General features: G+C 39.7%; 13 protein-coding genes and 1 tRNA gene. 12 read left to right on the forward strand and 2 right to left on the reverse strand.

The genetic code is table 11. The features are described from left to right. Window positions 1–99: 99 nt before the first annotated feature. The 11 genes from HMPREF9706_RS08600 (at window position 100) to efp (ending at window position 11,219) form a co-directional block, all read left to right on the forward strand. The gene (locus HMPREF9706_RS08600) at window positions 100–1,767 is read left to right on the forward strand and encodes a DUF1002 domain-containing protein (RefSeq protein WP_006908987.1); all 1,668 of its coding nucleotides are present in this window, start codon (window positions 100–102) and stop codon (window positions 1,765–1,767) included. 162 nt (window positions 1,768–1,929) lie between these two features. Next, window positions 1,930–3,282 (forward strand): exodeoxyribonuclease VII large subunit, encoded by a 1,353-nt coding sequence (gene xseA, locus HMPREF9706_RS08605; RefSeq protein ID WP_006908988.1) that lies wholly within the window; start codon window positions 1,930–1,932, stop codon window positions 3,280–3,282. A gap of 2 nt (window positions 3,283–3,284) precedes the next feature. Further along, window positions 3,285–3,521, forward strand: a complete 237-nt coding sequence (gene xseB / locus HMPREF9706_RS08610) for an exodeoxyribonuclease VII small subunit (protein WP_006908989.1) — start codon at window positions 3,285–3,287, stop codon at window positions 3,519–3,521. Next, on the forward strand, window positions 3,521–4,408 hold the full coding sequence (locus tag HMPREF9706_RS08615; protein WP_006908990.1) for a polyprenyl synthetase family protein: 888 nt from the start codon (window positions 3,521–3,523) through the stop codon (window positions 4,406–4,408). Before xseB ends, HMPREF9706_RS08615 begins: the two co-directional genes overlap by 1 nt. Window positions 4,409–4,418: 10 nt before the next feature. After that, window positions 4,419–5,240: a TlyA family RNA methyltransferase gene (locus tag HMPREF9706_RS08620; protein WP_006908991.1), complete on the forward strand. Its 822-nt coding sequence runs from the start codon at window positions 4,419–4,421 to the stop codon at window positions 5,238–5,240. Window positions 5,241–5,250: 10 nt separating this feature from the next. Beyond that, window positions 5,251–6,978, forward strand: a complete 1,728-nt coding sequence (gene recN, locus HMPREF9706_RS08625; protein ID WP_006908992.1) for a DNA repair protein RecN — start codon at window positions 5,251–5,253, stop codon at window positions 6,976–6,978. A gap of 8 nt (window positions 6,979–6,986) precedes the next feature. After that, entirely contained in the window at window positions 6,987–7,931 is a 945-nt protein-coding gene (gene miaA / locus HMPREF9706_RS08630; protein WP_006908993.1) for a tRNA (adenosine(37)-N6)-dimethylallyltransferase MiaA, read from the forward strand. A gap of 9 nt (window positions 7,932–7,940) precedes the next feature. Next, window positions 7,941–9,179, forward strand: coding sequence for a GTPase HflX (gene hflX, locus HMPREF9706_RS08635; RefSeq protein WP_006908994.1), 1,239 nt, complete (start codon window positions 7,941–7,943; stop codon window positions 9,177–9,179). A 12-nt stretch (window positions 9,180–9,191) separates the two neighbouring features. Continuing rightward, window positions 9,192–9,758, forward strand: a complete 567-nt coding sequence (gene def / locus HMPREF9706_RS08640) for a peptide deformylase (protein ID WP_006908995.1) — start codon at window positions 9,192–9,194, stop codon at window positions 9,756–9,758. Window positions 9,759–9,765: 7 nt separating this feature from the next. Then, window positions 9,766–10,587: a pyridoxamine kinase gene (locus tag HMPREF9706_RS08645; protein ID WP_006908996.1), complete on the forward strand. Its 822-nt coding sequence runs from the start codon at window positions 9,766–9,768 to the stop codon at window positions 10,585–10,587. A 68-nt stretch (window positions 10,588–10,655) separates the two neighbouring features. Then, entirely contained in the window at window positions 10,656–11,219 is a 564-nt protein-coding gene (gene efp, locus HMPREF9706_RS08650) for an elongation factor P (protein ID WP_006908997.1), read from the forward strand. A gap of 160 nt (window positions 11,220–11,379) precedes the next feature. On the opposite strand, the gene HMPREF9706_RS08655 is transcribed toward efp, so the two are convergent. Next, window positions 11,380–13,011 (reverse strand): IS1182 family transposase, encoded by a 1,632-nt coding sequence (locus HMPREF9706_RS08655; RefSeq protein ID WP_006908998.1) that lies wholly within the window; start codon window positions 13,009–13,011, stop codon window positions 11,380–11,382. A 183-nt stretch (window positions 13,012–13,194) separates the two neighbouring features. Beyond that, window positions 13,195–13,268: transfer RNA gene (locus HMPREF9706_RS08660), tRNA-Arg, on the reverse strand. Window positions 13,269–13,597: 329 nt separating this feature from the next. On the opposite strand from HMPREF9706_RS08660, the gene pdhA reads away from it, so the two are divergent. Further along, entirely contained in the window at window positions 13,598–14,710 is a 1,113-nt protein-coding gene (gene pdhA, locus HMPREF9706_RS08665) for a pyruvate dehydrogenase (acetyl-transferring) E1 component subunit alpha (protein ID WP_006908999.1), read from the forward strand. Window position 14,711: the final 1 nt, after the last annotated feature.

Genomic DNA, 14,711 nt, shown 5'->3' on the forward strand with positions numbered 1-14,711 from the left:
TTGAGGGTGTTTATCGGATTGATATATAATAGAAGTAGTTGGAGGAGTTTTATCTTAAGGGTAGGAACTCGTTCAACGGATAAATAGGAGTGATAAAGAATGAAAAAATCAAAAATTTTATTTGCGGCTTTGGCTGCTTTAACCGTATCGCCAAATGTGATGCCACTCGTTTTAAATTCAAATCAAGTCTTGCATGCTGTGGGACAAGAACAAGGTCAATCCTTAATGGCTTTGGGTGCCAGTCTTAACCAACAACAAATGCAAGAAACGATTCAATTATTAGGTGCCAGTCAGGTTGCAGCTAATAATACGATCACAGTTGATGGTAATATGATTAATAAATACCTTCAAATTGGAGCTGATAGTTCTGTCGATGTCTATTCTTCGGTTTATGTGGAGCCCCAAGCTCCAGGTTCAGGGGTTCAAGTTCAAATAGTAACTCCTCAAAATATTACCTTGGTTTCGAACACCACCTATCAAAATGCGGCGATTACCGCTGGAGCCAAGGATGCCCTAGTGCGGGTTGCTTCAACGATTTCGGTAACAGGTGAAGGAGCCTTGACTGGTCTATACGCTCTCTTAGAAAAACAAGGAGTTAAAGTAAACCAAAATGATGTGAAGGTTGCTCAAGCTGAGATAACTATTGTAGATAAGATCAAGCAAAATAGTGGATTAACTGATGATCAGGTTAACAAAATCATGGCTGAAATTAAAAAAGCCGTTGCTAAAAAAGTTCAAGCGGGTGAAACTGTCGATGGGCAAGCTATTGTTAAAGCGGTGTTAGAATCAATGAATCTTCAGGTCAGTGATGATGCCTTTAAGATCTTAGTTCAATTTGCTAATGATTTTGCGAAAACGCAAGCAGCTGCGAATAAAGAGACTGAAAATCAAATTGATCAATCTATTAATGATCCGGACTGGGCTTCAGTATTAGCTAATGCGAAAGCAACCATGTCCGTAGAAGATATCAAGAGTATTGGTAAACCTGATTTTTCAGATACACAAAAATATCATGCCATTTTGCCAGCTATGTATGATAAATTCTTTGAATATGTCGCAGAAGGTAAACGCATCGACGATCTTTATTCACATACCTTTATTTTAGAAGCGATGGATTCAAATCTTTCAGTAGAAACAAAAGCGGCGCTCGACCAATTGCGTGAGTTGATGTATCAATATACGGCAGCTATTTTTGAAGCTGATGTAAAGGATGAGTGGATGAATAAACTGCAAGCAATTGATTCAATTCGTAAGGATAACCCAGCCTTAGCTGAAATAATTCAAGAAACAGCGATTAAAACAGGTTATGCACCTGAAGCCTATGCTTACCAAAACTTCCAACAAGTTGATAATATAATTAGTTTTGATGTTGCAGATAGTACACCTGATAAAAACACCGTCTTGGCTCACTTCCAATATGATGTATCAAATGGGGAACTATCTATTATGGATGTTACTAGTGGAGAGTATGTTCCATTAAGTCAATTTGATTTAGGCGCTTTATATAATGTCCAAGTTGATAATAATTATGCGCCAAAAGTGATTGTTCCTGCCGACTTTAAGCTAGCTAATGCAACAGAGTCTGATGAAAGCTTCCAAGAAGAGAGCAGTCAAGAAGCTGAAAGTGCAGCTGGTGATGAGAGTCAAGCTGGAAGTAATGAAGGACAAATGAGTGAAGAATCAGCGGTTGAAAACTCCTTGGACCAGCCAACGGCTAACCAAACGCCTGAAGAAGCTGGAAATACGAACAACGAAGTCAGTGAATAAACGCTAACTATTGAGAGCTTCCCGTAAAAAAGCTGCAGCTTCTAGCTGCAGCTTTTTTACGTATAGAAAGAAGTTTAGACCACTAAATACGCGATCAAAAATAGTTTAAGTTGTTAACTTATGCTAAAATATATGCTAGAAGTGGATTAAGGGGGTGACTCAATGGCAAATGAGAATGTACTGACTGTCAGTGCACTTTCCCAATATATTAATCAAAAGTTTGAAAGGGATCCGCATTTACAAAAAATAAGGGTTGTGGGGGAAGTATCTAATTACCGCTATCGCGCGAATAGTCATCAATATTTTGCTTTAAAAGAAGATAAATATGTGATTAATGCGATTGTTTTTAAACAGAAATTTGCCCAAATAAAATTTCAACTTGAAGAGGGCATGCGAGTGATCGTCAGCGCACGTGTTGGTGTATATCCTGGTGCAGGACGTTATCAACTCTATGTAGATGCTATTGAGCCAGATGGAATCGGCTCTTTATATTTAGCTTTGGAACAATTAAAGGAAAAAATGCGTAAAGCGGGTTATTTTGATCGGCCTAAAAAAGCAATACCCGCTTTTCCCAAAAAAATTGCGGTAATTACAAGTCCGAGTGGAGCAGTGATTCGAGATATAATGACGACAGTTAAACGGCGCTTTCCACTTGCTCAAATTATTGTCTTCCCAGCTCGGGTACAAGGGCAAGAAGCTATTAAGGATCTGATGGAAGCTTTTGATCAAGTGAAGGCCCATCAAAATGAAATAGATGTTGTGATTCTAGCTAGAGGTGGAGGATCGATTGAGGATTTATGGTGTTTCAATGATGAGGAGCTTGCTCATCGAATTTTAGACTGTTCATTACCGGTTATCTCATCCATTGGGCATGAAACGGATACAACGATTGCAGACTTAGTAGCGGACCTGAGAGCAGCTACACCCACTGCAGCTGCTGAATTAGCAGTCCCAGTTTTAACGGATTTATATACTAAGGTTGATCAGGCAAGGCAGCGCCTTCTATATGCTTTTAGTCAGACTTTGAAAGCTAAGCGGGATTATTTACAGCGTTTATCGTCTTCCTATACATTGTCGCAACCCCAACGGATTTATCAGGCTTACGATCAGACTTTAGACTATCTAAAAGCTAAACTGGCGTCACAAGCTAACGCTTATTTTAAAGAAAAACATTATTTACAAGCAGGCATGACTGCACGACTCATTCAAATGCAGCCAAGTCACCGTATCGAATTAGCCAAAGAACAACTTAGCAGTTACAAATGGCAATTGAATAAAGCGATTAATTCAGTCCAGGGCGACAAAGAAAAATTGCTTCAAAACTTAATGGGGCTATTGGATGCGTATAGCCCATTGAAGATAATGGATCGAGGTTACGCAATTGTAAGTCGCGATGATCAAATAATTAATGATGCTCGTCTACTTAAGATGGAAGATCCGTTAAAAATTCGAATGCGACATGGTGTGGTATATAGTCGAGTTGAATCGGTCGATTCGAAAATTGAGGAGGAATAGTTATGACCCAAGTGGAAAAAGATGATAATTTAACATTTGAAACCGGGATTCAAGAATTGGAACAAATTGTGCAACAACTGGAAAAGGGCTCACTTCCTTTACAGGAAGCTTTGACGGCATTTAAGCGAGGGGTTGAGCTTAGTCAATTTTGTCAAGCAGAACTAACTCAAGCAGAAGAAACTGTTACTTTAATGATGACTCAATCCGGTCTAAAAGAATTGGATGGGGATCAGGCTTAATGAACGTGGATGGATCTTTAAAGGAGTATTTTGAGCATGCCCTGTCTTCTTTAATGAAGAACTATGAAACTGAGAGTAGCTTAAGTGACGCCATGAGGTATGCATTAGAATCGGGCGGCAAGAGGATTCGCCCCTTATTGTTATTATCTATCCTCAAGGCGTTAGATAGCGTAAGCTTAGATCGAGGACTTCGAACGGCTATGGCACTAGAGTTTATACATACTTATTCTTTGATCCATGACGATTTACCGGCTATGGATGACGATGCGGTCCGAAGAGGAAGAGCGAGCTCTCATGTTAAATTTGGTGAAGCATTAGCGATTCTTTCTGGAGATGCTTTGTTGACGGAAGCCTTTGGGCTAATTGCTGATGATCCCAAACTGCCAGCAACTGTCAGATTAGATTTGATTGCTGATTTAAGCAGGGCTAGTGGTGCTTTTGGAATGGTCGAAGGGCAAGCACTTGATATTGAAGGGGAAAATCGGGCCTTAACTTTGAACCAATTGCAAGATATTCATTCTCGCAAAACAGGGGCTCTATTTTTATTTGCGGGCCGGGCTGCTGGGATGATTGCTAATGCTGATTCTAAAGTTCGAGAAAATTTAGAAGTCTTTGCTCAGTTTTTCGGTTTGGCCTTTCAAATTCATAATGATTTAAAAAATAGATTGCAGATTGGACAAGAAGATCAAGCACGTTTTCAGTCAGATATAGAGCATCATAAAGCGACTTATCCTGCTATTTTAGGATTAGAAGCAGCCGTTGATGAATTATACCAAGTTTTAGATAGCGCTCAAGCTAGTCTGAATCAACTCAAGCAGTCCAGTCAGGATCCAAGATCTTTGGATCAAATATCCGTCTGGATTGATCAACTTCGAATTAAGCTGTAAGGAGAAGACTATGAAAAAAGAACGCTTAGATAAATTAATAGTTCAACGGGGTATTGCAAAATCACGTGAAGAAGCCAAACGACTCATTATGGCTGGGCAAATTTATGACCAAAATAATCAACGTTATGATAAATCAGGAGAAAAAGTTGGTCTTGATTTGGAATTTCATTCCAAGGGCAAACCCTTGCCCTATGTGAGTCGCGGGGGGTTAAAATTAAAGAAAGCCATCGATGCCTTTAACTTGGATTTATCGGATCGAATTGCGTTAGATATTGGGGCGTCAACTGGGGGATTTACGGATGTGGCTCTTCAAGAGGGGGCTAAACGTGTTTATGCTCTAGATGTGGGTTATAATCAATTGGATTATCGTCTACGGACTCATCCTCAAGTAGAGGTAATGGAAAGACAGAATTTTCGTTATTCTAAGTTGGAAGATTTTACCAAGGGGCAGCCGAATTTTGCGACAACCGATGTTTCCTTTATTTCTCTATCGCTCATACTTCCTCCTTTACAGTCTATCCTTGTGGATCATGGACCAGTGGTGGCCCTTATCAAACCTCAGTTTGAGGCCGGGCCCGAACGTCTCGGTAAAAAAGGTGTGATTAAAGATCCAAAAGTTCATCTTCAAGTGTTAGAGGAAGTCTTGGGCTTTATTTGTGAGATTGGTTATCAAATAGAAGGGCTGACCTATTCTCCGATTACTGGTGGCGAAGGGAATATTGAATATTTAGTATATTTAACGAATGCCAAACAGATGAATAATGATAGTGGCTTAGCTTTTGATCTTGAGAAAATAGTCGATCAAAGTCATCAACAATTTGAATCAATCTAAGGAGGGTGCCATGTTAGAATCACTGAGTATTGAGAATTTTGCGATTATTGATTGGGTATCGATTGATTTTTCATCGGGGATGACGGTTTTATCTGGAGAAACAGGGGCCGGTAAATCAATTATTATCGACGCCTTAGCTTTATTATGTGGGGGTAGAGGGTCGGTTGATTTTATTCGAAAAGGAGCTGACCGCTTGCGCTTACGGGGCTTGTTTTCGCTCGATGATCAGCAGGCTTTAAGAGAGTTCTTGAAGACGATTCCTATCGAGATTACAAACGAGGAAGATCTGCTTCTGATTGAACGGGAATTACAAAGCACGGGTAAGAATATTGTTCGAATTAATCGACAGCTGGTTAATGTATCAACTTTGAAGCAATTAGGTCAGTATTTAGTAGATATCCATGGGCAAAATGAACATCAAGCTTTACTCGATTCTAATAGTCATTTAAAGTTGCTTGATCGCTATGCTAAGGATACGCAGTCTGATTTATTGTTAGAATATCAAGCAGCTTTCGAGCGTTACCATGTTCATCGAAAAAGCTTATTGGAAAGTCACCAAGATGAAAGTCAACAGCAGCAACGGTTACAATTTTTAGAATTTCAGTTGCAAGAAATTGAGGAGCTAGATTTACACGGTGGGGAATATGAATACTTGTTCCAGCAAACTCGCCGTCTAGCTGCAGCTCAAGAAATAAGTCAATTGGTCGGTGGTATCAATTTATTGATGACGGACCAAGAAGGAGCTGTGGATCAACTATTAGAACAAGTCTATCAATCATTAAAATCATTAGAAAAATATACACCAGAATTCAAAGGATTGAGTGATCAATTGCGCTCCACCCAATTGGATCTACAAGAGATGGCAAGAACGATTGCTTTAAAAGGAGACTTCCCGGATTATGATAGTCAAGAAATTGATCGCCTGCAAGAACGATTAAGTCAATTGGAGCAGGTTCAGAAGAAATACGCATTATCGATCGATGAACTGATTACTTATCGTGATCAAATTGCTGAAGAAATATATCAGATTAAACATCGTGAGGCTTATCTCGTGCGGATTCAGGCTGAGTTTGAAGCTGCTTATAAAGAAGCTTTAAAATTGGCCCAAGAACTTTCGAACCAGCGTCATCAGATTAGTCATTTACTTGAAGCAGCGATTGAGCAAGAATTAAAAGAGCTATATATGCCGCAAGCTCGTTTTGAAGTGAAGTTTAAACTGCTTGACAGTGATGAAACCTTGGCTAAAGCAGGGTATCCGTCTTCTTATCAGCTTTTAAATAATACAGGTATGGACCAGGTGGAATTTTATGTTGTAACAAATGTAGGCGAAGAAAGTAAGCCCTTGATTAAAGTTGCAAGTGGGGGAGAGCTTTCTCGGTTGATGTTGGCTTTAAAGGCAATATTCGCTAGGGGACAAGAAGTTGAGAGCTTGGTATTTGACGAAATTGATACTGGTGTATCGGGTCGAGTGGCCGCAGCGATTGCTCATAAAATGAAAGAAATTGCGCGTTATAAACAAGTGCTATGTATTAGTCATTTGGCTCAGGTTACAGCAGCTGGTGATCAGCAATTGATGATAAGAAAGTTGGTTGCTTCAGAACGTACCATTACCCAAGTAGAGCCTTTGTCGTTGGATCAACGGGTAGAAGTGATTAGTCATATGATTGCTGGAAATAAAGAGACTCCTGCTGCTCTTGATCTGGCTCAGGAAATGCTTCAATCATATCAAAATGAATAGGAGGGATCATGATCGATCGAGCGATTAATTTAGTGGTTTTAGCCGGTCCAACCGGGGTGGGGAAAACAGATCTATCAATCGAATTAGCAAAGACTTTTAATGGTGAGGTGGTTTCAGCCGACTCGATGCAAGTCTATCGAAACTTAGATATTGGAACCGGAAAGATTCTTCCTCATGAAATGCAAGGCGTACCCCATTATTTGATTGATATTCAAGACCCTGATCAGACCTACGATGCTGCTCGTTTTAAGGAAGCTGGCCAGGAGGCTATCCGAAAAATTCATCGATCAGGACATTTGCCCATCCTTGTTGGAGGAACAGGGCTTTATTTAGAAGGATTGTTGTATGATTTAGAGTTTGGTGGTAAAAACTCTACCGATTCCCTTGTTCAACAAAAATTAAAAGCAGAGTTAGAGGAAAGCGGGATCGAAGCTTTGTGGCAACGCTTGAACCAGTTGGATCCATTCGCAGCTGATAAGATTAGCTTGCAGAATCCGAGACGAATTTTACGTGCATTAGAAGTAATTGAAACAACGGGTCAGCGTTTTTCTGATCAAATGAGCCATCAAGAAAAGCAATCGCGCTTCCGAGAATACCTCTTTGTATTGAATCGACCCCGCCAACAACTTTATGATCGTATCAACCAACGAGTCCTACAGATGATTGATCAGGGCCTGGAGGATGAGGTGCGATCCCTTTATCAAAGAAATATGGACCCGAACTTACCTGCTATGAAGGGGATTGGCTACAAGGAGTGGCGCCCTTACTTTGAAGGAAAGGAGTCCTTGCAAACGGTCATTGAACAAATTCAACAAAATTCTAGGCGCTATGCTAAAAGACAGTTGACTTGGTATCGGAACCGAATGAAGAATGTGCATTGGTTGGATGTGAGTCAGCCAGATTACATTGACAATGCGATTCGACAAGTTGCTCAATTTATTGAGGAAGGTTAGGGTGAGCGAATGATTGAAATAGAAACTGGACCTGAACGGGTTTTAATCGTGGGGGTAGAAACAGGTGATTACACTGCTGAAAAGTTTGATGAGTTGATGCAAGAAATGCAATCTCTCACCCAGACTGCTAAGGGACAGGTTGTTCAAGTGATTCGGCAAAAATTGGATCACCTGGATCATCGTACAGCGGTTGGTACTGGTAAATTGGAAGAGATTAAGGCTTGCCTTGAACTGGAAGAGATTGATCTAGTGATTTTCTTCAATGCGCTTAGTCCGAGTATGAATCGTAATCTAGAAGAAGCATTGTCGGTGAGGGTGATCGATCGGATTCAACTGATTTTAGCAATTTTTGCTATGCGAGCAAAAAGTCGTGAAGGGAAGTTACAGGTTTCCTTAGCTCAATATGAGTATCTACTACCTAGGATGACCGGGTCCAATAAGCACTTATCTCGACTAGCAGGAGGTATTGGGACTCGTGGTCCCGGCGAAAGTAAGTTGGAGTCGGATCGGCGTCATATTCGCGCGCGCATTAATCAAATTAAAGAATCCCTCAAAGAGGTGACTCAGCACCGGGAGCGGACCCGGTCACGTCGTCAATCAGGACGTGATTTTAATATTGGTTTAATTGGGTATACCAATGCAGGTAAGTCAACACTGTTACAAGCGTTAACTCACCAGGAGACATATATACAGGATCAGCTTTTTGCGACCTTGGATCCTTTAACACGTAAATTAACGATCAAAGGATATCCTGTATTTACTATAACGGATACAGTGGGTTTTATTGAGGCTCTACCGACAGAATTGATTGAAGCCTTTAAATCAACTTTGGAGGAAATTCGTTATATGGATCTGTTACTTCATGTGGTGGATGCTTCGAGTCCGGCCCGGCACATGCATGAAGAATCTGTTATGAACTTGATGAAACAGTTGGATTTGGATCATTTACCGATGCTAACGGTATACAATAAGTCAGATCAAGCTAAATCTAGTTTTCAACCGATTTTGAGCCCTCATATAACGCTCTCTGCTAAAAATCCTGACGATATTGAACGTTTGAAGGAAGCAATTTGGGATCAATGCATTCAACACGCTGAGTCATATTCGGTTCAAGTTTTTCCAGGAGAAGCTGATTTATTGGCACTTTACCAACAAAATACATTGGTAGAAGCGATCGACTTTGATGATGAGAAGCAAGTTTATCAAGTAAGAGGCTATCGACGTCATTTAAATTCACAACAAAATTAAGGAGGATGATCTATGTTAACCATGAAAGATATTATTTTAGAGGGACACCCAACATTGAGAATGAAAGCGGAACGGGTTGAATTTCCAATGGATTCCAAATTAAAGGAAACAGCCCTAGCTATGATGGAGTTCCTAAGAAATAGTCAAGATGAAGAGTTAGCCGAAAAGTATGGATTAAGAGCTGGAGTAGGGATAGCTGCACCTCAAATTAATATATCAAAACAGATTTTTGCTATGTTATTGTATCGATATAATGATGAAGGGGAAGTGATTGGAGAAGAGTTCAGTGAAATCTTTATCAATCCAAAAATTAGGCGTCATTCCATCGTGCAAGCAGCTTTAAAAACTGGGGAAGGTTGTTTGTCAGTGGATAGGGAGGTCCCTGGATTTGTTCCCCGCCCTAAGACATGTACCATCGATTATCAAGATCTTGATGGTCAAGCCAAATCTGTCAAATTAAGAGATTATCCAGCAATAGTAGCTCAACATGAAATTGATCATCTAAATGGGATCATGTTCTATGATCATATTGATGCCGACCATCCTTGGAAACAAGTCGACGGGTTAGTATTAATTTAATGAAGCTATGAAAAATATTCTCGTTATTCAAGATATTTCGTGTTTTGGCAAATGTTCGTCAACGGTAGCTCTTCCTATACTAAGCCAGTTTAAATTAACCGCAACTTTACTACCGACTGCTATCTTGTCTACCCATACGGGGTCTCAATTTCCAGGTTATGTCATGACTGATTTAAGAGAGCATATGAAAAAAACAATGGCCCATTGGCAGCAATTGGCCATTCGATTTGATGCCTTGTATATTGGTTATTTGGGAATGGTGGAACATGTTGCTATTGTTGAGCAAGCGATCGATTCTTTACTTAAGCCAGGAGCCAAGGTTATTTTGGATCCTGCTTTTGCAGATCATGGACAGTTTTATAGTGGCTTGGACTTTTCTTATGTGAATGCTTTGAAGCGATTGGTCAGGCGGTCAGATTATTTGTTGCCGAATTATTCGGAAGCCTGTTTTTTATTAGGCAAGTCTTATATGGATTTAGAATATAATCGACATGAGACTCAAGTATTATTAAAAGAACTTCAGGGATTGGGAACCAAGAATAGCTTGCTTACGGGCTATCATAAAAAGAATAAGATTGGTGCTGGTCTTCTGCTTGAGGATGGGCAATTTTTTCTAGAGAAGTCGACCTTTTATCGTCAACATTTCGCAGGCACTGGAGATGTTTTTGCTTCGGTATTCGTGGGTGACTTGTTACTTTCCAAACGACCGGACCAAGCTTTAAAGAAGGCAGTTGACTTTGTTGCAGCAGCCATTCAAGCAACCTTGGAAGATGAAGACCCGATTGACTATGCGGTGCATTTTGAAAAGGTATTAGACCAACTTCATTAAAAATAAGTCAAAATAAAAAAAATATGCTATACTAATTGGGTAATGCCAAAAAAGAAGGAGTAGATAAGATGATTTCGGCAACTGATTTAAGAGCAGGAATGACTTTCTTGCAAAATGACGATTTAATCCGTGTCCTTGAAGCAAGCCACCACAAACCTGGTAAGGGTAATACGGTTATGCGGATGAAGTTACGTAATGTGCGTACTGGGTCTACTTACGATACAACTTTTAGACCTGATGAAAAATTTGAGCAAGCTTACCTTGAAACAAAGGAAGTACAATATCTCTATCAAATGGATGCAACCGCAGTTTTTATGGACTTAGAAACCTATGAACAATATGAGATTCCAGTTGATTCGATTACCAACGAGTTGCTTTATTTATTGAATAATATGAATTGTAAAATTCAATTCTTCGGTAGTGAAGTTATTGGAGTTGAATTACCATCAACCGTTGTATTGACCGTAGAAGAGACACAGCCTTCGATTAAGGGTGCAACGGTAACTGGATCTGGAAAACCAGCTACAATGGAAACAGGACTGGTTGTTAACGTACCAGATTTTATTGAAGCAGGAGAAAAATTAGAAATTGGAACAGCGGATGGTTCATATAAAGGACGCGCTAGTAAATAATATGCGATAAGTATAGGATTAATAAAACCGGCAGGTTCGTTGAAATTTCAATGAGCCTGCCAGTTTTTATAGCTTAAAAATAGAGAGTTTAATATATGTACTTTTAGGTTTGTTAAATTATGATATCTGGATGATTAGTCTGGAAAAGTTTATCGTATATCTAAAAAGAGGCTGTGACACAAGTCTCAAAAATACCCAGAAATTTTATCCAATAGGAGTAAAATTTCTGGGTTCTTTCTTTTTCTGTCTTTCTTAATCGCAATTTTCTTAGGTTAGCTGCCATTAGAGCTAATCCCATCTCATTATTCACGGCCTGTTTCCCTCGAACATGAAATCGAGTGAATCCCAAACAAGCCTTCAGATGACCAAATGTTGGTTCAACATCGATCTTCCGCTGGCTATAAATTGGACGATATTTCGGATCTTTTAAGAGCCCCCTTTGCTTGGCTTTGAAGTAGTCATACGAAGGATTAACCGTAATTTTTCGGACATATCCTTTCTGAGTAAGGGCTGCTTCAATTTCTTGTTGATTCTCATCGATCCGTTCTGCTTGATACTCTTTAAAATTTCTTTCAAAACCATACTTATCCGTTCGGGTGCGATAAGCGACGAAATTAAATCGTACCCCTTGAGGATCGACGTAACAGTCTTCTTTTTCATCATAGTCCCAATTCATGACTTTTGAGTCGTCACTTCGCCATTTTCGACTCTGTTCTTTAAGATACGTGCCATAAGGAATTAATGCGGTGATTTCGGGAAAGCTTTCTTCAAGATAAGTATAGTTACTTTCAGAGCCATATCCTGCATCCATACTCACCACTGAAAAGGAGCGAAACAGTGATTGATGACTCTCAAAGAAAGGCCTTAATGTCCGCGTATCTGTCGGGTTTGAAAAAAGTTCATAAGCTAAAACAAACTGATGAGAGGTGGCAATCTGTAAATTATAGCCCGGTTTCAACTGACCATTCTTCATGGGATCTTCTTTCATTCGCATAAAGGTCGCATCGGGGTCCGTTTTTGAATACGAATGACGTTCACCTAAGATGGCTCGTTGCGTTTGATAGTGTTGATGCTTGGAATGACAATGTTTCATGCGCCTCAATTGACTCTTGACTTTTCGCCGCTCCTTTTTGTGAGGATTCGGTGACAACCGAGGAGACTCTTCGATGGTTTCCTCTAAGTCTTCTAAGCGAACTTCAAGCTGGGTAATGGTTTCTTCAAGCCCTTCAAGCGTTAGTGGGGTCTCTTCTGGAATCAACCCCATTTGATAATACTGACGCATTTCATTGACGAGTTCGGTCATCTTTTGTCGATTCATTGCTTCAAAGCGGATCGTGTTCTTTTTCCAGACAAAGCTGTACTTATTGGCATCCGCTAAGATTTTTGTCCCATCAATAAAGAGATGATCATCGATAAGTCGTTGTTGTCTTAAATACCGCACAAATTCATCATAACTTTGTTTAAGAATGTCAGCTAATTCATCGGACTGTCTAAATCGACAAATTGTACGGTAAGAAGGTACTTCATTTTGACACAACCAGATAGCGGGCAGATTTTCGCGAGCCAATTGTTCCATCGAGCGACTGGTGAAGACACCGCGAGAATAAGCATATAATAATAACTTGAGTAACATCGAGAAGTCATATTTACGAGGACGACCAAAGAGATAGGGATAATGAATCTCTAGAGAGTCCACAAATTGATGAATATAGTAGCTGATGTGATCTTCTTGAGGGCGGTATTGATAAGAGACTTCCAAATAAAGTTGATTTAGGTTATAATGAGTATGCATTTTTTGGTCCTTTCTAGGATTGAAATGGAAACAGAGGGGTGAGGTCCTCTGTTTTTTTATTGATTAACTTAATTATAACATAAAAACCGGCTGAATCGTTGATATTACAACGATTCAGCCGGTTTTTTGGTGGACTTATGTCACAGCCTCTTTTTAGGTCTTTTTCACCACTGAGGTTTTAAATATGCCAGGTAGGATTCGAACCTACGACCTACGGTTTAGAAGACCGTTGCTCTATCCAGCTGAGCTACTGGCACATGAAACATAACTCCTACATTGTAAACCCTAGTTAGATAAAAGTCAAGCAGACTTTTTATCTTGGCTCTTAGATTCAAAAATTAAAGACGGGTAATGAAGACTGACTTAATTTTATATAAATCATGAATTGAAATGGTAACAGGTTTATTTAAATTAGTACAGTTATTAAAACAGAATATCGATAAGTCACTATATTCCAATCGGTTAAATTGACTGTTTTTCATAGCTTGATACTTGCTATAGACAATTATTGGTGGTATTGTTAAGAGGTATAATAGGGAACAGTTTTTTCGGGCTGTTTAATAAATTTTGAGAGGATTGTGGACAAATGGCACAAGCAAAAAAAGCAAATGTCAAAATCGAAGATTTACTTAAGTCAGATAACTTTGATTTTTCGACATTTCAAGTAATGAACGAAGAAGGCGAGATTGTCAATCCAGAAGTCGCAGCAACGATTAGTGATGAAGAGATGGTTGATTTTATGGAAAAAATGGTTTGGGCTCGTGAGCTTTTTAATCGTTCTACCGCTTTAAATCGCCAAGGCAGATTAGGGTTTTATGCACCAACGGCTGGTCAGGAAGCATCACAAATTGGTACTATCTTAGCTACAGAAAAAGAAGATTTTATTTTGCCAGGTTATCGGGATGTACCTCAATTAATTTTACATGGGTTACCACTTGAAAAAGCCTTTTTATGGTCAAAAGGGCACGTTGAAGGAAATAACTATCCAGAAGATTTAAAGGCTTTGCCCCCTCAAATTATCATCGGCGCTCAATATGTTCAAACCGCTGGGGTTGCTTTAGGAATTAAGAAAAACAAACGTAAGGCGATTGCGATGACTTGGACAGGTGATGGAGGGTCTTCTCAAGGCGATTTCTATGAAGGGGTTAACTTTACGGGAGCCTTCAAGGCACCTGCTGTTTTTGTCATTCAAAATAATGGTTGGGCGATTTCAACACCGCGTTCAAAACAAACAGCTGCACCAACCCTTGCTCAAAAAGCGGTAGCAGCAGGAATTCCAGGTGTTCAAGTGGATGGAATGGATATTCTAGCTGTGTATGCATTAACAAAGGCTGCCCGTGAATATGCGATTGCTGGTAATGGTCCAGTATTGATCGAAACATTGTGTTATCGTTTTGGCCCTCATACCTTATCCGGAGATGATCCTAAACGTTATCAACCTGAAGGAGTTCAAGAAGAATGGCAGGCTAAAGATCCTTTGATTCGTTTACGTAAATATTTGACGGGTAAAGGACTTTGGTCAGAAGAACGAGAAAATGAAGTGATTGAAAAGACCAAGGAAGAAGTTAAGACTGCTATCAAAAAAGCGGATCAAGCTCCAAAACAAAAGATTTCAGATTATCTCAAGAATATGTATGAGACACCTGATTTTGTGACGAAAGAACAGATTGAAGAATTCCAAGCAAAGGAGAATCAATAAT

The organism is Facklamia hominis CCUG 36813, from assembly GCF_000301035.1.
Classification (GTDB): Bacteria; Bacillota; Bacilli; order Lactobacillales; family Aerococcaceae; genus Facklamia; species Facklamia hominis.